17 protein-coding genes are annotated in these 21249 nt (G+C 44.8%); 10 read left to right on the plus strand and 7 right to left on the minus strand.

Annotated elements, in window-relative coordinates; all coding sequences use genetic code 11:
• The first annotated feature begins 65 nt into the window (after window positions 1–65).
• Window positions 66–2576: an ATP-dependent helicase HrpB gene (gene hrpB, locus AAC855_RS03200; protein ID WP_340608171.1), complete on the plus strand. Its 2511-nt coding sequence runs from the start codon at window positions 66–68 to the stop codon at window positions 2574–2576.
• A 34-nt stretch (window positions 2577–2610) separates the two neighbouring features.
• A complete protein-coding gene (mrcB, locus tag AAC855_RS03205) occupies window positions 2611–5085 on the plus strand; it encodes a bifunctional glycosyl transferase/transpeptidase (RefSeq protein ID WP_340608172.1) in 2475 nt (824 codons plus the stop codon).
• 90 nt (window positions 5086–5175) lie between these two features.
• On the opposite strand, the gene AAC855_RS03210 is transcribed toward mrcB, so the two are convergent.
• Window positions 5176–5430: a toxin-antitoxin system HicB family antitoxin gene (locus AAC855_RS03210; RefSeq protein ID WP_340608173.1), complete on the minus strand. Its 255-nt coding sequence runs from the start codon at window positions 5428–5430 to the stop codon at window positions 5176–5178.
• Window positions 5431–5700: 270 nt separating this feature from the next.
• Here AAC855_RS03210 and AAC855_RS03215 point away from each other — a divergent pair, with 270 nt between their 5' ends.
• Window positions 5701–6441 (plus strand): TSUP family transporter, encoded by a 741-nt coding sequence (locus AAC855_RS03215; protein ID WP_340608174.1) that lies wholly within the window; start codon window positions 5701–5703, stop codon window positions 6439–6441.
• Between the two features lie 49 nt (window positions 6442–6490).
• The gene (locus AAC855_RS03220; protein WP_340608175.1) at window positions 6491–6838 is read left to right on the plus strand and encodes a bleomycin resistance protein; all 348 of its coding nucleotides are present in this window, start codon (window positions 6491–6493) and stop codon (window positions 6836–6838) included.
• 62 nt (window positions 6839–6900) lie between these two features.
• Here AAC855_RS03220 and hemL read toward each other — a convergent pair whose 3' ends face one another.
• Window positions 6901–8184, minus strand: coding sequence for a glutamate-1-semialdehyde 2,1-aminomutase (hemL, locus tag AAC855_RS03225; protein ID WP_340608176.1), 1284 nt, complete (start codon window positions 8182–8184; stop codon window positions 6901–6903).
• A gap of 225 nt (window positions 8185–8409) precedes the next feature.
• Between hemL and erpA the strand changes: the two genes are divergently transcribed.
• The gene (gene erpA, locus AAC855_RS03230; RefSeq protein WP_099109965.1) at window positions 8410–8754 is read left to right on the plus strand and encodes an iron-sulfur cluster insertion protein ErpA; all 345 of its coding nucleotides are present in this window, start codon (window positions 8410–8412) and stop codon (window positions 8752–8754) included.
• 72 nt (window positions 8755–8826) lie between these two features.
• Here erpA and AAC855_RS03235 read toward each other — a convergent pair whose 3' ends face one another.
• From AAC855_RS03235 to mtnN, 4 genes are all read right to left on the minus strand, one after another.
• The gene (locus AAC855_RS03235; RefSeq protein WP_340608177.1) at window positions 8827–9120 is read right to left on the minus strand and encodes an XRE family transcriptional regulator; all 294 of its coding nucleotides are present in this window, start codon (window positions 9118–9120) and stop codon (window positions 8827–8829) included.
• A gap of 38 nt (window positions 9121–9158) precedes the next feature.
• Entirely contained in the window at window positions 9159–9428 is a 270-nt protein-coding gene (locus AAC855_RS03240; protein WP_340608178.1) for a CCDC90 family protein, read from the minus strand.
• Between the two features lie 121 nt (window positions 9429–9549).
• On the minus strand, window positions 9550–10374 hold the full coding sequence (btuF, locus tag AAC855_RS03245) for a vitamin B12 ABC transporter substrate-binding protein BtuF (protein WP_340608272.1): 825 nt from the start codon (window positions 10372–10374) through the stop codon (window positions 9550–9552).
• 89 nt (window positions 10375–10463) lie between these two features.
• Window positions 10464–11162, minus strand: coding sequence for a 5'-methylthioadenosine/S-adenosylhomocysteine nucleosidase (gene mtnN, locus AAC855_RS03250; protein WP_340608179.1), 699 nt, complete (start codon window positions 11160–11162; stop codon window positions 10464–10466).
• Window positions 11163–11419: 257 nt separating this feature from the next.
• Between mtnN and dgt the strand changes: the two genes are divergently transcribed.
• Window positions 11420–12967 (plus strand): dGTPase, encoded by a 1548-nt coding sequence (gene dgt / locus AAC855_RS03255; RefSeq protein WP_340608180.1) that lies wholly within the window; start codon window positions 11420–11422, stop codon window positions 12965–12967.
• On the opposite strand, the gene AAC855_RS03260 is transcribed toward dgt, so the two are convergent.
• Window positions 12951–15308 carry an ATP-binding protein gene (locus AAC855_RS03260; RefSeq protein ID WP_340608181.1) on the minus strand — a complete coding sequence of 786 codons (2358 nt, stop codon included), beginning with the start codon at window positions 15306–15308 and terminating at the stop codon, window positions 12951–12953. The two genes, dgt and AAC855_RS03260, sit on opposite strands and share 17 nt — an antisense overlap.
• A 53-nt stretch (window positions 15309–15361) precedes the next feature.
• Here AAC855_RS03260 and rlmD point away from each other — a divergent pair, with 53 nt between their 5' ends.
• The 4 genes from rlmD to AAC855_RS03280 all read left to right on the plus strand — a co-directional run bounded on the left by rlmD (window position 15362) and on the right by AAC855_RS03280 (window position 20763).
• Window positions 15362–16705, plus strand: coding sequence for a 23S rRNA (uracil(1939)-C(5))-methyltransferase RlmD (gene rlmD / locus AAC855_RS03265; protein ID WP_340608182.1), 1344 nt, complete (start codon window positions 15362–15364; stop codon window positions 16703–16705).
• 9 nt (window positions 16706–16714) lie between these two features.
• On the plus strand, window positions 16715–18952 hold the full coding sequence (gene relA / locus AAC855_RS03270; RefSeq protein WP_340608183.1) for a GTP diphosphokinase: 2238 nt from the start codon (window positions 16715–16717) through the stop codon (window positions 18950–18952).
• 51 nt (window positions 18953–19003) lie between these two features.
• A complete protein-coding gene (gene mazG, locus AAC855_RS03275) occupies window positions 19004–19783 on the plus strand; it encodes a nucleoside triphosphate pyrophosphohydrolase (RefSeq protein WP_340608273.1) in 780 nt (259 codons plus the stop codon).
• A 242-nt stretch (window positions 19784–20025) separates the two neighbouring features.
• Window positions 20026–20763 (plus strand): hypothetical protein, encoded by a 738-nt coding sequence (locus tag AAC855_RS03280; RefSeq protein WP_340608184.1) that lies wholly within the window; start codon window positions 20026–20028, stop codon window positions 20761–20763.
• Window positions 20764–21249: the final 486 nt, after the last annotated feature.

Here is a 21249-nt window from a genome sequence, read left to right on the forward strand (position 1 = left end):
ATGACGTAACCTGCACGGGAGCCACATGAACTAAAATTAAACGAAAACTGAAATTAAAGTCGCTAATGCTACAATGGCCCCCATTGAAAGTTAATCGTTATGGTGAACCTTTGTTATTACCCATTTATGACGTTGTGGACTCAGTCATAGCTCAGCTGGAAACCTCAAAACAGGTATTACTGCATGCCCCGACCGGCGCCGGAAAATCAACCGGACTACCGCTGGCCATTCTCAACACGTCACGGTTTAGTGGGCGGATCATCATGCTGGAACCCCGGCGTATTGCGGCACGCAGTGTTGCAGAGCGTCTGGCAGAACAATTGAATGAGCCTGTCGGCAAAACGGTGGGTTACCGGATGCGTCTGGAAACAAAAGTCAGTGCTCATACACGCCTTGAAGTGGTCACAGAAGGTATCCTGAACCGGATGTTGCAGCAGGATCCTGAATTGAGTGATGTCTCTCTCGTTATACTTGATGAATTCCACGAACGGAGTTTACAGGCCGATCTGGCTTTAGCGCTGTTATTAGATGTGCAGGAAGGTTTACGCGATGATTTGCGCATTCTGGTGATGTCTGCAACGTTGGATAATCAACGCCTTTCTTCTTTATTACCGGAAGCACCGGTTGTGGTCTCAGAAGGGCGCAGTTATCCGGTAACGAGAAGTTACCATTCCCTGCCTGCTCACCTGCCTTTTGAACAATCAGTGGCTTCAACCGTATTACGTTTGTTGCAGCAGGAGTCGGGGTCATTACTGCTGTTCTTACCCGGAGTGAGGGAAATTCAGCGGGTGCAGACTTACTTAGAAGAAAAAGTTGATGGTGATACGTTATTGTGTCCGCTATATGGTGCTTTATCACTGACAGAACAGCGTAGGGCGATAATGCCTGCTCCGATCGGAAAACGTAAGGTGGTACTGGCGACCAATATTGCCGAAACCAGCCTGACGATTGAGGGAATTCGTCTGGTGGTGGACAGTGGTCTGGAACGTACCAGCCGGTTTGAACCCCGAACAGGATTAACCCGCCTGATCACCCAGCGTATCAGTCAGGCATCAATGGTGCAGCGGGCGGGGCGAGCAGGCAGGCTGGAAGCGGGTGTCTGCTGGCATTTATTCAGTCAGGAACAGGCCGAACGGGCAGCAGAACACAGCGAACCTGAGATTCTGCATGCCGATTTGAGTAGCCTGCTGCTTTCGCTATTACAGTGGGGATGCCGTGACAGTACTCAACTACGCTGGCTGGATAATCCACCACAGGCTGCACTGGCTGTTGCCCGCACTCTGCTTGTACGGCTGGGAGCACTGGATGATAAGCAGCAGTTAACGGCCCGTGGCTGGAAAATGACAGAATCGGGTTGTGAACCTCGCTTAGCCGCCATGTTGTGCTTAGCTAAAGAGCTGTATGACAGGCAGGATTCAGATCGGGGAATATTGGCAACGGCAGCAAAACTTGTCGCTATCGTTGAAGAACCCCCGCGGCGGGGACAGTTGGATCTCACTCATTGCCTTAACATACTTCAACCGAACTGGCAGCAACGGTCAAAACAGTTATTCAGGGAACTGGCGGGTAATAATATGGAGAACTCTGCCGATATTAATGTGAAGTATATACCTGAGCTATTGGTACAGGGGTTCCCCGACAGAATTGCAAAAAACCGTGATAATCCCGGGCGATTTCAACTGGCTACAGGTCAGGGCGCTGTACTTGCACGGGAAGAACCGCTTTCGGGGGAGACATGGCTGGTGGCACCTTTATTGCAGCAGGGTAATAAGATGCCGGATGCACATATTCTGCTTGCTTGCCCATTAGATATTGAGCAAATCATCCGGCAATATTCTTCTTTGTTTACAGAACAGACAGCTATTGAATGGGATGATAATAAAGGCACATTGCGGGCATGGAAGAGACTGAAATGTGGACGATTGACGGTCAGATCACAGCCTTTGGCAAAACCTTCAGATGCCGAATTGCAGGAAGCTCTGCTTAACTGGGTTCGACAGGAGGGGCTGGCAGTGCTGAACTGGTCACAGGAAGCATTGCAGCTACGTATTCGTTTACAGCGGGCGCAGGAGTGGCTGCCGGAAATACAATGGCCAGCGGTTGATGATGAATCGTTATTGGCTTCCCTTGAACAGTGGTTGCAACCGATGCTGGAAGGGGTGAGAAATTTGAAAGGCATGCAGCAGATTGAGCTGTCACGTGCTCTGGTGAGTTTACTTGATTGGCAGCAGCGGCAAATACTGGATAATGAACTGCCTACTAATTACACTGTGCCAACCGGAAGCCGGATTGGGATCGAATATTTTTATGATAAACCACCCGTACTATCTGTAAAAATGCAGGAGATGTACGGAGAACAGCAAAATCCGGCTGTGGCAAAAGGGCGTGTACCTGTCGTTGTTGAGCTATTGTCTCCGGCTCAGCGACCGTTGCAGATCACGCAGGATCTTGCAGCATTTTGGCAGGGGGCTTACCGTGAAGTGCAAAAAGAAATGAAAGGGCGTTATCCAAAACATTTATGGCCCGATGATCCTGCAAACACAGCACCGACAAAGCGGGTAAAAAAATATATTTAGTTGTTAAATAAAGACGTTAATTGGAGAATTCGGTATGTCTGATGATGATCGTCAGCCAATCGGACGTAAGGGTAAAAAATCAAAACATCGTCGTGGGCGTCAGGCAAACAAACGTCATCGGCGGGATGACTATGATGAATATAATGATATTGAAGACGAAAATGACACCGATGATGAGGAGGAACTCATGACGAAAAAAGGGAAGAAATCTCCTCAGGTAAAAAAGGGACGTAAATGGATCTGGCTGCTGCTTTTGAAGGTCTTGATTGTACTGGCAGTACTCGTTGGCGTATATGGTTTTTATCTGGATGGCAAAATCCGTCATCGCATTGACGGTAGAGTGTGGCAGCTCCCTGCGGCAGTGTATGGTCGTATGGTAAATCTTGAACCGGGAATGAATTACAGTAAGGCCGAAATGATTCGGTTACTGGAAGGCATGCAGTATCGGCAGGTAACTAAAATAACCCGCGCCGGTGAATTTGTGGTCAGAGGCAATAACATTGAAATGCTGCGTCGGCCATTTGATTTTCCTGATGGCAAAGAAGGCCAGATTCAGGCTCGCCTGACTTTCGATGACAATCAGTTAACCAGCATTGAAAACATGGAAAACCAGCGCCAGTTTGGTTTCTTCCGTCTTGACCCAAAACTTATCACAATGATGCAGTCTGCGAACGGAGAGCAGCGTTTGTTTGTTCCACGTTCCGGTTTTCCTGATCTACTGATTCAGACCTTATTGGAAACGGAAGATCGCTATTTCTACGAACATGGTGGTATCAGGCCACTTTCAATTGCTCGTGCTGCGCTTGAAAACCTGTTGGCAGGCCGTGCAGTGCAGGGGGGGAGTACTTTAACCCAGCAATTAGTCAAAAATTTATTCCTGACGAACAAACGGACTTTCAGTCGTAAAGCCAATGAAGCCTTAATGTCTGTACTGCTGGAAGCTCGCTACAGCAAAGATCGTATTCTCGAGCTGTATCTGAATGAAGTTTTCTTGGGACAAAGTGGCGATGAAGAGATCCGAGGTTTTCCGTTAGCGAGTCTTTACTATTTCGGTCGTCCGATAGATGAACTGAGTCTGGATCAACAGGCATTATTGGTAGGAATGGTGAAAGGCGCTTCGTATTACAACCCGTGGCGTAATCCTAAAAGTGCACTGGAGCGCCGTAATGTCGTATTGAAGATTCTCCAGAACCGAAATGTGATTGATCAGGAGCTGTATGACCTGTTAAGCGCACGTCCACTCGGTGTAAAACCGAAAAGCGATGTGATAGCACCCCAACCTGCATTTATGCAGATGGTGCGTCAGGAACTGCGAGAAAAGCTGGGTGAGAAGATTGATGATTTATCCGGTGTCAAAATTTTCACAACATTAGATCCCGTTGCGCAGGATGCGGCTGAAAACGCGATAGAAGACGGTATTGCGGCGTTACGCAAAGATAAAAACCGTCCGGTGCCTAATCTGGAAGGTGCAATGGTCGTTGTTGACCGTTTCAGTGGTGAAGTCCGGGCAATGGTAGGGGGTTCGCAACCACAATATCCGGGTTTTAACCGTGCTATGGATGCTCGCCGCTTAATCGGTTCGCTTGCCAAGCCAGCAACTTATCTGACTGCATTGAGTGAACCGGATAAATATCGCCTGAATACTTGGTTGGCGAATGAGCCTATCTCAATACCTCAGGCGGGTGGAAAACCGTGGGAGCCGAGAAACTTCAGCCGTAATTTCAGTGAGCGTGTGATGCTGGTTGATGCGCTGGCACGTTCAATCAACATTCCGACAGTCAATCTGGGGCTGGACGTGGGATTAGATCATATTGCCAACACTTTGGTATTACTGGGCATTCCGGCTAAAGAAATCCAGAAAGTACCGGCAATGTTGCTGGGAGGCATCAATCTGACCCCGATGGAAATGGCTCAGGAGTTTCAGACCATCGCGAGTGGAGGAAATCGGGCCAAACTCTCCGCATTGCGCTCTATCATTGCTGAAGATGGCACAGTGGTTTACCAGAGTTACCCACAGGCGGAAAGAGCTGTACCTGCTCAGGCAGCTTATCTGACGTTATATGGTATGCAGCAGGTTGTGGCGCGGGGAACAGGCCGTTCACTGACCGGAAAATATGGCAAATATAATCTGGCAGGAAAAACCGGAACAACCAATAACCTGCGTGATACTTGGTTCACTGGGATCGATGGTAAAGAGGTCGCGATTGTCTGGGCGGGGTTAGATAACAACGAGCCGACTAGGCTGACGGGAGCAACAGGCGCATTGAAGATTTACGAACGTTATCTGGCAAACGAAACTCCATTGGCGCTGGATAATCGTGCTCCGGAAGGGATTGTTGATATGTCAGTTAATGAAGACGGCTCTTTTAACTGCACCGGAAATGGTATCAGAATATTACCGGTCTGGACGGATGATCCACAGGCGTTATGTCAGCAATCTGTACAGCAGCCCATTGAGGAGGGCCAAGAAGAGGCTCCGGGCTGGCTGAAAGAGATGTTTGGGCAGTAAAAAATGATCTTAAATAGGCAGTAATGACATGAATTCCCCACTTTTACAGGTGGGGAATTTTAATGAATTTCATTCTGCTTGATATGAAGTTCAAGAGTGCTTTTCTATCACCAAATCAACACCTTCATTTAAAAGCTCGTTCAGGGAACGCCCCGTTGTTTGGGCTGTAATTGCCAAAGCATGATGTCGCTCAGGAGTCAGACGAGCTGCAATTTTACCGCTGTAAGTCTTGTAGGGTTTTATTCCTAAACTTTCCAACCAGATACGAATGGAGTTAATTATTCCTTTTTCAGTAGTTGGTCTGGGATGCGGTCGATGAAAAATAGTATCGTATTTTGATATCATTTGGCCCGATTTTAAATATTTAATTGAACAATCTTTTTAGATATAAATAGGATATCCATGAAGCACTGGAGCAAGTCAAGGTAACAGATTGATATCTTGTTCAAAACTCAATTTTCCTCGCAAAAATTAAGCATCAGGTTATCTTACCGGCCACGGTCTATGGCACAATTTTGAGATTCATATTTATTAATTGGATAGGTTTGTATCTCGAGGAGTTGTTATGGGCTATAAATTCAAAAATATAGTTGTTTCTTATGCAAAGAGCAGGATATGAACATTACTATCCTATCCCTACTATTTATTACCGCTGCTTTATTACATGGCATTAGTGGTATTGGTTTCCCCATTGCCAGTACAACGGCGCTAAGTCTATTTATGCCATTAAAAGAGGCGGTAGTTTTAGCCTTATGGCCAACATTATTGGTTAATTTGTTAAGTGTCATTTCAGGCGGAAAAATTGGCCCGATATTACATAAATACAGTTTACTGGCCCTATTTTCCTTAGTAGGCAGTTTTATTGGTGCAAAACTTTTATTTCTGATTAACCCAGCCTATTTGCAATTGCTATTAAGTGGAATTATTGCATTTTACATTATTAATAGTATCCGTAGCACGAACCTCCGTTTATCTACAAATCCGGTTATTTTATCACTGTTCGGTTTGGTGGCGGGTATTATTGGTGGGGCGACAAATGCCATGTCACCTATATTGATAATGTGTCTGCTGGCAATGAGCAGTGATCGTCACGAAATTGCACGGGCGGCTAATCTCTGTTTTTTGCTCGGCAAAATCAGCCAATTGATCGTATTACGTAACGAAGCCTTTGAACTATTTTCTTCGGGTTATTTGTGGCCTGTACTGTTGCTGACGGTATTATCTGTCCTTTTTCTCTTTATTGGTACTCGTCTGAGAACTCGGATCAGCGGACAGCATTTTCGCTGGCTGATGCTTATTCTGCTGGGCGTATTGGCAATAATGTCTGCAATTCAGGCGATACGGGTGTTGGTGTAGTGCAATGTATTTTTCAGAGAAAAATATCCAGATTTAAGGAGCCAGCAAGATGAGTTCTTGGGAGGCTGTACCGGTTTTAGCCGCACTAGATATGAATGAAATGATCCAATTTTATACCGAAAGGTTAGGTTTTACCTGTGATTCTCAATTTGGTGATCAATATGGGATAGTCTCGAGAGGAAATACAGAATTACACTTTTGGTCTTGTGATGATAAATACATAGCAGAAAACACTTCATGTTATATATACGTAGAGAATATTCAGGAAGTGTTTGATGAGCTTAAAGATCAAGTTGAAATATCAGACATAAAAGAAACCAGTTGGGGAGGATTAGAAATGTATTTATTCGATCCCAGTGGAAATTTGCTTAAATTTGGTCAAGTATCATCCGATTAAAAAATGCTTGGGTGTGATTTTATTAGGCACCACTGACAAATAGTGGTGCCATAGCAAAAAATTTATTTCAGCTTAGCAAAACAACGAGTAGCGGCATCAACGGTACGCTGAATATCTTCCTCTGAATGAGCGATAGACATAAAACCAGCTTCGAATGCGGAGGGTGCCAGATAGACACCTTCATCCAGCATTAAATGGAAGAATTGCTTGAATCGTTCAACATCGCATTTCATCACATCCTGATAGCAGGTAACGCTTTCTGCATCGGTAAAGAAAATACCGAACATACCGCCAACGTGGTTAATAACCAGAGGGATACCAGCCTTGGCAGCCGCATTTTTTAATCCGGTTGCCAGTTTATCTGTCAGTTCACTCAGGCGTTGATGGACTCCAATTTGAGCAACTTCTTTCAGGCAGGCTAAACCTGCCGCCATCGCAATCGGATTGCCGGAAAGGGTTCCCGCCTGATAAACAGGGCCGGTTGGAGCCAGTTTTTCCATGATTTCCTGACGACCACCAAATGCACCGACAGGCATACCACCACCGATGATTTTTCCAAGAGAAGTGAGATCCGGCTTAACCTCGTAATATTCCTGTGCGCCACCTAAAGCAACACGAAAACCAGTCATTACTTCATCAATAATTAACAGAGCGCCGAATTCATCACATAGTTTACGCAGCCCCGGCAAAAATTCGGGTTGCGGTGGGATGCAGTTCATATTTCCAGCAACAGGTTCAACGATAATACAGGCGATCTCTTCCGGGAATTTTTCGAATGTTTCACGCACTGAATTCAAATCATTGTAGACGCAGGTCAGAGTGTGTTTGGCGAAATCGGCAGGAACTCCCGGAGAATTTGGTTGTCCGATAGTCAGAGCACCGGAACCCGCTTTTACCAGCAGGCAATCCGCGTGACCATGGTAGCAACCTTCGAATTTGATGATTTTATCGCGCTGAGTATAGCCACGAGCCAAACGGATGGCACTCATCGTTGCTTCCGTGCCTGAGTTCACCATACGAACCATATCCATTGAAGGAACCAGCTCTGTAACCAATTTTGCCATTTCTACTTCGGCAGCCGTTGGAGCACCAAAACTCAGACCACGTTCAGCAGCTTCAATGACCGCGTTACGGATAGCAGGGTGATTATGCCCCAGAACCATTGGCCCCCATGAACCGACATAATCGATATAGGCATTACCATCGACATCGTAAAGATAGGCGCCATTGGCGCGTTGGATAAATACAGGTGTACCGCCAACGCCATTGAAAGCGCGCACCGGAGAGTTCACACCGCCGGGGATAACATGTTTTGCCTGAGAGTAAAGTGTTTCGGACTGGCTCATTAATCAATGCTCCTGAAAGACAACAGATATGTAGATTTGCCATTCTAAATCACCCTAATAGGTAAGCCAAATTAGAAGTAAAGGATAAGTATGTCTGGCAAAACTTGAACGAATCAGTCAGGTATTAGATAATCTCCACTAACTGATCTGAAGGTTTATGCCCCCTATTGGGTATACAGTAACTTTCCGAGAATTTTTACCGGAAAACCGGACTGGAGTAAAAATATGAGCGATGATGCTGCATTACCTTTGCAGTTTACTGATGCCGCAGCCAACAAAGTGAAAGTATTGGTTGCTGATGAAGAGAATCCGAATCTGCGTTTGCGGGTTTATATTACAGGTGGTGGTTGTAGCGGTTTCCAGTATGGTTTCACTTTCGATGATCAAATGAACGAAGGTGATATGACAATTCAGAAACAGGGTGTTGAACTGGTAGTTGACCCGATGAGCCTGCAATATCTGGTGGGCGGCTGTGTCGATTATACCGAAGGGCTGGAAGGCTCCCGCTTTATCGTCACTAATCCGAACGCAAAAACGACTTGTGGTTGTGGCTCTTCTTTTAGTATCTGATTTTGTTATTTACTTATCGAAGTTCAGAATATAAGGGCAATGGAAATATTGCCCTTATATTTATTATCAGTTTTATTCTGCGTTATATAAATTTTCTGGATTTTTTTCGAATTCAGCGCCTAATTTGCGCATTTCATCCAAAATAATAGACAAAGTAGTTTCATCCAGAGCTAATTGGGCTGCAATAAAAAATAGGATGTGTTGATTCAATGCTCGTGGTTTTTCACCACCAGTATATTTTCGCCATTGGTTACTGTTAGATATCCCTGCTAATTCTGCCATTTGTTGTCCAGTAAAACGTAGCTTACTTTTGAGACAAGTCAAAGAGTCTATTGATGGTGGAATATAATTATCAATTAATCGCATAGTTCTTCCGTTAAAATGAGACATTACAGTCTCCGATATTAACCTATTAAAATGTATTTTATAGCAGCGATAACGACAGCAACCCCGATAGTGATAATTAATTTTGTCAACCAATCAATATCGGTTTTAATAGCAGTTAAATCAGCTTTCAAATTGGCTTCGGTTTGTTTTATATCTTCTTTTGTTGCTACGCTGATATTTTGTAAATCTGTTATAATTTCGACAATCTTTTCTGCTTGTGTTTCATCCACCCCGGATTCTTTCAGGGCTTTAATGGCATTGTGTGTGCTCATTGCCAAAGCTGACATTTGTTCGTCCTCTTGGGATTGGTGGCCACTGAGTATCAGTTGCCAGTTGATATTTACACTAATGCCAAAGAGGCTGATATGAAAGTTTTTTATACAGTTAGGTGGGGCTCCTTTTATAAGTTTAACGCAATGTTTTTATAGCCTGTCCTACATTATTTAGCTGAGTACACAATTGCTCAGTCGCCAGAATAATCCTTGGCCCGGCACGGCTGAACCAGTCATCATTGATGGTGACAATTCTGGCATTCAGTTGTGGCTGCCAGAATTCGGCTACTCTCTGTTTTTGAGCTTCTGTTCCACCCATCACAATCACTTCCGGTTTGCGTACCAGTACTTGTTCACGATTCACCTGAGGCCATGGTACGGGGCTATCAGCAAAGATATTTCTGCCTCCACATGCAGAAACAATTTCACTTTGAATGGTATGGCTGGATGAAGTGAAAATGGGATTTATACCAAATTGGATAAATACGGGTGTAGGGTTTGCTTTGGCATACCTTTGTTTTAACTGACTGAATTTTTGCCGGATATCCGCAGCGGCTTTTTGGGCTGTATCCGGGTGTGAACTGTAGTCAGCCAGCCGCTCTAAATCAGTGGCAACATCTTCTACTTTTTTCACATCAGAGTAAAAAATCGGAATACCGAGCGCTGCAAGTTGTTCCAGTGGCCTTTGTGGATTGCCTCCTCGCCACGCTAAAATTAAATCAGGTTTCAGGGCAATGATCCGCTCAACGTTGATGCCTTGCCAGTCTGCGACTTGTTCCAGTTTTTTCGCCGCTTCAGGGTAATCAGAGTAAGCACTGACAGCGACAAGCTGATCCCCCATACCTGCGGCATAAGCAAGTTCAGTGGTAGAGGGGGCAAGGCTGATAACACGGGACGCTGCTGCGTACAGTGGCGCACTGAAAACACTTAAAAAGCTATACAGCAGAAATAAGAATACCATCCAAACCGAGTGATGAGCGGTGGTCTTCAAATAGAATTTCATTAAGTGATATTCCAAACTTTAGAGCCTATAAAATAGGCTCTAGTCAATTACTGCTTGCTGAGTTCAGTCAACATTGCGTTGATCATCCGTGTGGATTCCTGTGCCGCAACAACCAGAAACTCATCAAAGCTGATATGAGATTCCTGATCAGCGACATCTGAAATAGCGCGAACAACAACGAAAGGCACTTTATATTGATGACAAACATGACCAATCGCTGCTGCTTCCATTTCAACCGCGGCAACGTTCGGGAAAGTCGCCCGGATACGTGCCAGTGGTTCTGAGCCGTTGATAAAGGCATCGCCACTGCAAACCAGACCGCGCACGGCGTTTAATTCCAGAGACTGAATACACTTTTCAGCTAAATTAATTAATTTTTCATTAGCAATAAATGCCGCTGGGCATTGCGCCATCTGACCCGGCTCATAACCAAAAGCGGTAAGATCGGCATCGTGGTAGCGCACTTCTTCGGACACCACAATATCACCCACTTTCAGTTTTGGATCCAGACCGCCCGCTGAACCGGTGTTAATCACGATATCCGGCTGACAGTGTTCAATTAACAGAGTAGTGCCAAGTGCGGAAGAGACTTTACCGATACCGGATTTCAGCAAGGCGATATCAACACCATTCAGCTTACCGGTATAGATCTCACATCCCCCGCGTGACAATGTTTGCAGACCTTCGATCTGGTCGCGTAACAAAGTCACTTCCTGTTCCATTGCACCTATTACACCTACTTTCATGTGTCATACTCTCTTTGTTATTAGTTTGTGCCTACTCATATATACCCTATGGATTTCGAGTTGCATCGCGGCGGCGAGGGCACACATCCCCGGGAGCATAGAAAACTATGTGACTGGGGGGGGTGAGCGTAGCCAACGAAGAGGCAGCTTGAAAGACGACGGGTATAGGTCTGATTAATGTGGCAGTGTATCATCAAATAATCGTCTGCCAGAGGTTCCGGCTATAAATAATCATATCATTCGATATGGGGGGATTGATGCCTAAGATTGATTTCAAGAAAAAACTGAATTTTCAGCGTAAGTACAGAAATGCTTCTATCCATGATGCTAATGAAGAGCAGATAAACCGCCAGTTTGAAAGTGATCGCGGGCGGATCATCAACTCTGCGGCTATCCGGCGGTTGCAGCAGAAAACACAGGTGTTTCCGCTGGAACGTAATGCCGCTGTGCGCAGCCGGTTAACGCATTCACTGGAAGTGCAGCAAATTGGTCGTTATATCTCTAAAACCATTATTGCCGAACTGACAAAACAGGATTTACTGGAAAAGTATGGGCTGAGTGAACGTCTGAGTGCTTTTGAAAGCCTGATTGAAATGGCTTGTCTGATGCATGATATCGGCAACCCCCCGTTTGGTCATTTTGGCGAGGCGGCGATTAAGGATTGGTTCTCCCGCCGGTTAGATCCTGACTATTTATCTGAGACTGCATTACCTGAAACTGAACAGGCCAATCGGCAGGATAATTGTCAGGTTGCAGCATTACGCTTGAGCGGAGAAGAGAAAAAAGATCTGTTCCGATGCCAGTTACGGATGGATCTATGCCAGTTTGAAGGAAATGCACAGGCTATCCGGTTGGCACACAGCCTGCTTAAACTGAATCTGACGTATGCCCAAATCGGCTGTATTCTCAAATATACCTGCCCGGCCTATCGTCTCGAAGAATCTCCGGCAGAATTCAGTTATCTGATGAAGAAAAAAGGCTATTACTGGTCAGAAGACAGTTTTATCCGTGAATTAAAAAAAGAGCTGCAATTAGGGGATTTCTGCCGTTTTCCGCTGACCTATATTATGGAAGCCGCCGATGATATTTCTTACTGTATTGCTGATCTGGATGATGCGGTTGAGAAGGGTATTTTTAATGTTGATCAGCTGGTGGAATATCTGAAACAAGAATGGGAAGAGAATGGCGGTCACCACAAAGGCGATTTGTTCGAATCGACGGTAATTCAGGCTTATAAAAAAACTACCAATAATGAAGCCCGTCGTAATATTCACGAACAATTTTTTATGTATTTGCGGGTATTTATTACCGGCAAGTTAGTTCCTTATACGGCACAACGTTTTATTGAGCATTTACCGGAAATTTATGCCGGAACGTTCAATCATGCTTTACTGGAAGCCAACGGTGAAGAACACCGTTTACTGAGCACCTTAAAAAGCGTGACGCGCAAACGGGTATTCAATCATCCGGAAGTAGAAGAGCTGGAATTACAGGGCTACCGGATTATTACCGGTTTGCTGGATGTTTATAGTCCGTTACTGGAACTATCCCGAGAAGATTTTTGGGAGCTACACCAGAATAATTTCCACAAAAAATACTTTATCGAAACCCGCTTGTTACACAAGCTCTCAACTAAACACCGACTGGCTTATAACGAAGCGGCAGAGGGAATTATTGCCACTGATGAAACTGAAAAAGACGTGATCGAATTTTATTATCGGGCACGTCTTATTCAGGATTACATCAGTGGCATGACAGACCATTATGCTTACGAAGAATATCGCAAGTTTATGGTATCGAAGTGAGTGCGTTGGCGGCTCTCAGTATGTCAGGAGCTGCCGCAATAACATGGTCGATTTCATCAATAAACTCCAGCAGTTCAGGCTCCAAATCAGCCAGAGAAATATTCTGCTTCAACTGTTTTTCAATCAATTCGCAAATCATCTTTAATTTAGGGACGCCGTTATAGCAGCAACTGCCGTGTAGCTGATGAACATGATGTAAAAACTGTTTACGATGAGTCTCACCATCAGCGGTTAATGCCTGCTCAATCATGGCTTTCATCTCTGGCAGAGATTGCACCAGCATTGTCAGCATTTCCAGCGCCAGTGATTCTTTGCCGGCGGTTTGCTGTAAAGCCAGTTTCCAGTCTATGGCTTGTGGCTTTTTCGTTGGATTGTACTGATTCAACAAGTCTTTTAAGCGAGCCTCATCCAGTGGTTTAGACAAACAGTCGATAAAAGGAGAATGTCCTTGATTGCAGGTTTCATCGCAGATAAAAGCGGTGACAGCAACAATGGGGGTTTGCTTATGTTCCGGCAATTGATGGATTTGTTCTGAAGTCTGAATTCCATCCATATCGGCCATCTGAATATCCATCAGGATGAGATCCAGTGAATGTTTTTGCGCCATTTTCAGGGCTTCCATCCCACTGCTGCACAAGATAGTGTTGTCCACTTGTTCACTTAAAAGTGCGCCGATTAATTTCAGATTAGCCGGATTATCATCGACTGCCATTACCGTCATAGGCAGGCGGAATTGTGAGTGAGGCTGAGATAAATGGGCAGGCGCTGAATCTAACAGGAACTCCTCTTTTTCCAGCCAGATATCAAAATAAAATACCGTCCCTCTGGTGGGTTCACTGATGAAATCGATTTCTCCGTCCATTTCATTAACCAGCCGCTTGGTGATACTTAACCCTAACCCTGTACCGCCATAATGACGTGTAATGCTGGCATCAGCCTGATTGAATGCCTGAAACAGAATAGGTCGGTACTCTGATTTAATACCAATCCCGGTATCAGTCACGGTAAAATCGATTTGCACCATATGATGCCTTTGCTGGCGCAGTTTTATTTCCAGCGTAATATTGCCTTTATCCGTGAATTTGATCGCATTGCCAATTAGGTTAGTGAGTATTTGCTGCAAACGGATGGGATCACCGATCATCAGGTTTGGTAGCTTCTCATCGATATAGTGGTGCAGGGGAAGGTTTTTCGCATTGGCAGAAGGTGTCAGTAATTCGATAACCTCATTGACGGTATCACGCAGTAAGAAAGGTATCTGATCTAATATCAGTTTATTGGATTCCAGACGTGAAAAATCCAGAATATCATTGATGATTTTCAGCAGATTGTTGGCGGAACGTTCAATGACATGGAGATACTCTGCCTGTTGATAGGTTATCGGTGTTTTCAGCATCTGGCGGGTAAAACCGATGACACCGTTAAGCGGGGTTCGCAATTCATGGGACATATTCGCCAGAAATTCGGTTTTTATCCTGACGGCTTCCTGTGCCCGTTTTTTGGCAATCGTCAGTTCCACATTTTGAATTTCCAACTGTTCCATTGTAATTTGTAGATCAGAAGTGGCCTGATCGATATGCAGCTGCATTTCGTCTTTATATTTTGACAGCGATTCCGCAACGGTATTAATCCCATTCTGGAGTGCGGATAATTCGCCCGGCATGGCTCCCGTTACCCGCGTATTCAACTGCCCCTGCCGGATACGGTTAACGGCCTTGACCATACATTCCAGAGGCTCTGTGACTTTACGCACCAGAATATGGGCAAACAGTGCGGTTCCGCCAAGACAGAGGATCAGCAGAATGATAGAGGTTGCAATCTCTTTGTATTGCTGGAGCTGGGCGGCTCGTAAATCCAAATCAATGGCGATATAGCCGATGGGGACAGGTTTATGGGGTGTTTCCGGCCATCCGTCAGAAGCACTGCTTTCCGAGATAATCGGCATTTTCAGGATAATGCTGTTGCTGTCTTCCTCTTTCGTCAGTGTTGTCGGAATGGGGTCATTCGGCCTGAGACGCAACAGGTTGACATCATATTTATCATTGGAAATTTCGAACAGCTTATGGTGTTCATCAAAAATCGCAATGGCCATAACAATTTCAGAATTCCGGCGATGAAGACGATTTATCAATGATTTTACGCCCTTACTGTTATCCAGATTTATTCCTACTTCGCTGGCAATGGACAACGGCTCAATAATGCTGATCCCACTGCGGACTATCAGGCTCTTCAACTCATAATAGCGGTATGAGATAAATGATATACTCACAAGTGTTCCGACCAATAAGACAGGAACCAAAATCAGGCTCATCATACGGGTGCGCAGGCTATATTTGGTCATAAGCATCCATTGTGGGAAAATCAAAACTCAATTTTTCAAAGTCAGTCAGAATCATGGTGCAATTTTACTCCCCAAATCGCCGCTCCGTAAACCGAAGCATTATTTCCGTTACCGCAGACAATCTTGATGCTCAGGGGCAAGGCATCGCCCGCCATCAAGGAAAAACGATCTTTATTCCGGGGCTATTGCCCGGCGAGCAGGCGCAAGTTCAACTGACAGAAGAGAAACGCCAGTTTGCGAAAGCGAAAGTGGTAAAGCGTTTATCAGACAGCCCACTTCGTGTGGCTCCGCGCTGCCCGCATTTCAAAATGTGCGGAGGTTGCCAGCAGCAGCATGTCGCCCCAGAGTTACAGGCAAAAACGAAAGCCAGTGTACTGGAACATCTGATCCAGCGGGAGACGGGTATCAGTATCAGTGCGCAGCCCATTATTCACAGCCCTGAGTATGGGTATCGGCGCAGGGCACGGCTCGGCCTGCAATATCAGGCCAGACAGGGTAAATTAGTGATGGGATTCCGTCAGAGCCAGACCAATGATTTGGTGGATATCGGACATTGCCCGGTCATGCATCCTGAACTGGGAAAATTATTGCAGCCACTATCCCTGTGTTTAAACAGCCTGAAAGTGGCGAAACTACTGGGACATGTTGAATTAGTGCTGGCCGATAACGGCCCGCTGGTTGTTTTACGTCATCTTGCCCCCATAAAGCATGAAGATAAAGAAATACTACGGGCTTTTGCAAAGCAAAATCAGGTGATGATTTATCTGGCTGGTGATGAAGCTCCTCTTGAGCCGTTGTCTTCTGAAGAAGAGCAATCTGAGCCGTGGTATCAGGTGGATGGTTTAAAATTGGTATTCAGCCCACAGGATTTTATTCAGGTTAATGATGCGGTTAACCAGAAAATGGTCGCTCAGGCTCTGTCATGGCTGGATTTACAGCCGGAAGACCGGGTATTGGATCTCTTCTGTGGTATGGGAAATTTTACTCTGCCGATAGCGACTAAAGTTCAGGCGGTTGTTGGTGTAGAAGGCGTTGCGGCATTGGTTGCGAGCGGGCAATATAATGCTCGGTTAAATGGGCTGAGTAACGTCAATTTTTTCCACGAAAATCTGGAATCGGATATCCATCAGCAGCCGTGGGCCGCACAGGGCTTCAATAAAGTATTATTGGATCCCGCTCGTGCAGGCGCTGCTGGTGTCATGTCACATATAGTAAAACTGGCCCCTGAAAAAGTGGTTTATGTTTCTTGTAATCCCACAACCTTGGCGCGGGACAGCAAAGTTCTGCTGGAGGCCGGTTATCATCTTGTCAGTGTGCGGATGCTGGATATGTTTCCGCACACCGGTCATCTGGAATCTATGGCTTTATTCAGCCGAGAGCCGATGACTATCGAGTAGGGAGAAATTATGGTTGCAGTAAGAAGTGCTCATCTCACACCGGCAGGTGAATTTGCTGTCGATAAGTGGATTGCGAGTTTGAATATTGTTAATCCACAATCCAGTGAAAAATTAGCCGAAACATGGCATTACTGTCACGAAAAAGTTCAGAATCACCCTAATGCCGAGTTGTTATTGTGGCGTGGTGTTGAAATGGTGGAAATTCTATCCACACTGAGCATGGACAATGACAGTATGCGGGCGGCACTGCTTTTTCCCCTTCTTGATGCCCGCTTGCTTAACAGCGAAACCGTAACAGAAACGTTTGGTCAACCCATCGTGGATCTGGTTCACGGTGTGCTGGAAATGGATGCTATCCGCCAGTTGAAAGCCACGCATACCGATGCTACCTGTTCAGTGCAGGTGGATAATGTACGCCGGATGTTGTTGTCAATGGTAGAAGATTTCCGCTGTGTGATCATTAAGCTGGCGGAGCGGATCGCCTACCTGCGGGAAGTTAAGGATGCCAGTGAAGATGAACGGGTATTGGTTGCAAAAGAGTGCTCCAATATCTATGCGCCTCTTGCCAACCGTTTAGGGATTGGTCAGTTAAAGTGGGAGCTGGAAGATTTCTGTTTCCGCTATCTGCATCCCGATGAATATAAAAAAATTGCTCAACTGTTACATGAGCGCAGGATTGACCGCGAACAATATATCGAAAAATTTATCACGACGCTGCGCCGTTATATGCTCAAAGAAGGCATTGCGGGGGAAATTTACGGGCGTCCCAAACATATTTATAGCATCTGGCGCAAGATGCAGAAAAAATCGCTGGCGTTTGATGAGTTGTTTGATGTGCGTGCTGTTCGCATCGTCGTTGAACGTTTGCAGGATTGCTATGCCGCATTGGGGATAGTACATACTCACTATCGCCATTTACCGGATGAGTTTGATGATTACGTTGCCAATCCGAAACCAAATGGTTATCAGTCAATTCATACCGTAGTGTTAGGGCCAAGCGGTAAAACACTTGAAATTCAAATCCGTACCCGCCAGATGCATGATGATGCTGAATTGGGTGTGGCTGCTCACTGGAAATATAAAGAAGGTACGGCGATTGGCGGAGGTAAATCCGGCAGCTATGAAAGCCGGATTGCATGGCTGCGGAAGCTGATCGCATGGCAGGAAGAGATGGCCGATACCGGAGAGATGCTGGATGAAGTCCGCAGTCAGGTATTTGATGATCGTGTTTATGTTTTCACGCCAAAAGGAGATGTGATTGATTTACCGACGGGTTCAACACCGCTGGATTTTGCCTATCATATTCATAGTGATGTCGGGCATCGCTGTATTGGTGCGAAAATTGGCGGGCGCATTGTGCCGTTCAGTTATCAGCTACAGATGGGCGATCAGATTGAAGTTATCACCCAGAAACAACCGAACCCAAGCCGTGACTGGCTGAATCCTAATCTTGGCTATGTCACGACCAGCCGTGGACGGGCGAAGATCCACAATTGGTTCCGTAAGCAGGATCGCGATAAAAACATTATTGCCGGTCGCCAGATGCTGGATAGTGAACTGGCACATTTGGGTGTCACGATCAAAGAAGCAGAAAAAGAGCTGATTGCCCGTTATAACGTGAATTCGCTGGAAGAAGTGCTGGCGGGTATTGGTGTTGGTGATATCCGCATTCACCAGTTGGCGAATTTCCTGCAAAGCAAATTTAATAAAACTACGGCTGAAGAGGCGGATCGGGAAGCGCTCCGCACACTTGAAAGCAAAACGTTCACTCCGCGTAACAATAAAAAAGATAATGGTCGGGTTGTTGTAGAAGGGGTAGGTAACCTGATGCACCATATCGCTCGTTGTTGCCAGCCGATTCCGGGGGATGAGATCACCGGTTTTATTACACGCGGACGCGGTATTTCCATCCATCGGGCGGATTGTGATCAGTTAACTGAACTGGAAGCAAGTGCGCCAGAACGTGTGGTGGATGCGGTATGGGGAGAAAGTTACTCCAGTGGCTATTCTCTGGTGGTGAGAGTACTCGCCAATGATCGCAGCGGATTACTGCGTGATATCACGACAATCCTTGCCAACGAAAAAGTGAATGTATTAGGTGTCAGCAGTCGCAGTGATGTGAAGCAGCAACTGGCCACTATCGATATGAACATTGAGATTTACAACTTGCAGGTGCTGGGTCGGGTTCTGGCAAAACTGAATCAACTGCCTGATGTGATTGAAGCCAGACGCCTGCATGGAAATTAATGAGTGATGAATAAAGCAAATACCACGGCAGTTGCCGGTATGACTGATAGTATGAAAAGCATTGAAAGACTGAAAGAGATTATGGCGCAATTGCGCCATCCTCAGCACGGTTGCCCGTGGGATAAGGTGCAAACCTCAGCCACCATTGCACCTTACACGCTGGAAGAGACTTATGAAGTCATCGATGCCATTGAGCGTAATGATGCCAATGCCCTGAAAGAAGAGTTGGGCGACCTGCTGTTCCATATTGTGTTTTATGCCCAAATGGCGCAGGAAGAACAGCTATTTGATTTCGACGATATCTGCGAAGCTGTTTGTAACAAACTGGAACGCAGGCATCCACATATCTTTAACCAACAGGCGGGTATCAGCAGCGAAGAAGCTATCGGTAGCTGGGAGCAGCGCAAAACCGCAGAAAGAGCAGAAAAAGACCAACATTCAGTTCTGGATGATATCCCTGCCAGCCTGCCATCACTAATGAAAGCCTATAAAATCCAGAAACGCTGTGCCTCTGTCGGATTTGACTGGGATACCGTCGGCCCGGTATTGGACAAAGTTTATGAAGAAATTGATGAAGTGATGGATGAAGCTAAACAGGCAGTTGTGGATGATGAGCGCGTAGAAGAAGAACTGGGTGATTTGTTATTTGCGGTAGTTAATTTATCCCGTCATCTGGGGCATAAACCTGAAATGGCACTCCAGAAAGCCTGCCAGAAATTCGAAAACCGCTTTCGTAATGTTGAAACGCTCATCCTTGACAGCGGATTAACAATGGAAACTGCCACATTAGAGGAAATGGATAAAATGTGGGAGCAGGTGAAAAAGCAGTAATCTTAATCAGGGAACCGTTCGTGCCGTGCAACCTCTTATTAGTCGTCTGGATTATTTAATAACTGAGGTGAGCACGGTCGCCAACAAAGCGGAAATTTGAAGGATTGCGAGTATAGATTGGTAGCGATAACATCCCTATTGATTAAAATAATATGATTGTATTGGCGGTGAGTTATATTTAAATTAAGTTATCAAGATTGTGCTACTCGAAGAATATCTTGTGAAAGCTTAGGAGGTTTTCCATGCCGCAATCTATAATTAACCCCAAAATGCCAAAAATGCTCAAAGAATTTTTTATCTTTGATCAGAGTTATTGGATGCCTAAAGGCCAAGGGCGATGTGTGGGAATTTCATTATATATTTTGACAAATTTATATGAGTGTGGAATAGAAAATCACTCTCTTAAAGAACTATTTTCTTTAGCTAAAATGTATGCAAGGATGATTAAAATGGCGAGAGACCCAATAAATTATTCGCCAACAGTGATGGGGAATTTTAGTCATCTAGAGCAGAGTATTGCAACATTACATTTTAAATATTGCCCATTTGGAAAATATCCTATTAGTAATTTCATTTACACTTTAGATTGTTCTGGTTTTGCTTTAATTGATTTTTATTTATACATTAAAGATCAAAGAGGTCCAGGCTCGAAAATGTATTACAGTAATGAAGAAGAGCGATCTAATTATAAAGATTCTGGCAAAAGTTTTTCTGTTAATCATGCAGGATTTGTTATTTGGAGAGGAGCTGAAATGTTTATTTTTGATCCCAATACTGGAGGTGGATTATTTGATTATGGTAATATCAAAATAACACGAGAAATGATTAACTCCATGAGTAATATGTTATATATGAACTGTGATTATGATAATAGAGTTGAAGTAGTTTCTTTATATAAACCAATATTTGATGGGGTGCATAAAAATACAAATAAAAAAATTCTGAATAATGCATTAAAAGATATCCATTTATTCAGGTGAACATACTGATATATAAAGTTATTTTAAAAAATATAAGAAATAGTTATACACAATGAAGTTGATTATACCCACCATAGTCACAGCTATATATGAAATATTTTAATACATGTGAATCCTTGATGTATTTTATCAATTAAAACAATTGATTATGAATTTTTAATATATTGCAACCTAAATATAGTTATCACGCCAGCTTTGTTATTTCCGTCTTCAACTTTCATTATGGCCGCGACAAAAATTGCTCAGGGGCAAAGGGAGTGAAAACAAACGCGAGTCTCGATCTAGTTGAGTTCAGCTATCAGAACGTTCAGGAGCGAGACAAAAGGAATGGCAATCGGACAAGTATGTCCTTCTGCGTGTGACATAAGGTAGTTGGCCCCCATTTTTCTTAATTTAACCGAATTTTTTGATCTAGGCAGTGATTAATTTCTCTTGGAAATTGCTACACTTACATAGATAAAAGAGATAGGGTTTGTAGCGCATTTA

Origin of the sequence: Xenorhabdus bharatensis, from assembly GCF_037996705.1 — a bacterium.
Taxonomy (GTDB): domain Bacteria; phylum Pseudomonadota; class Gammaproteobacteria; order Enterobacterales; family Enterobacteriaceae; genus Xenorhabdus; species Xenorhabdus bharatensis.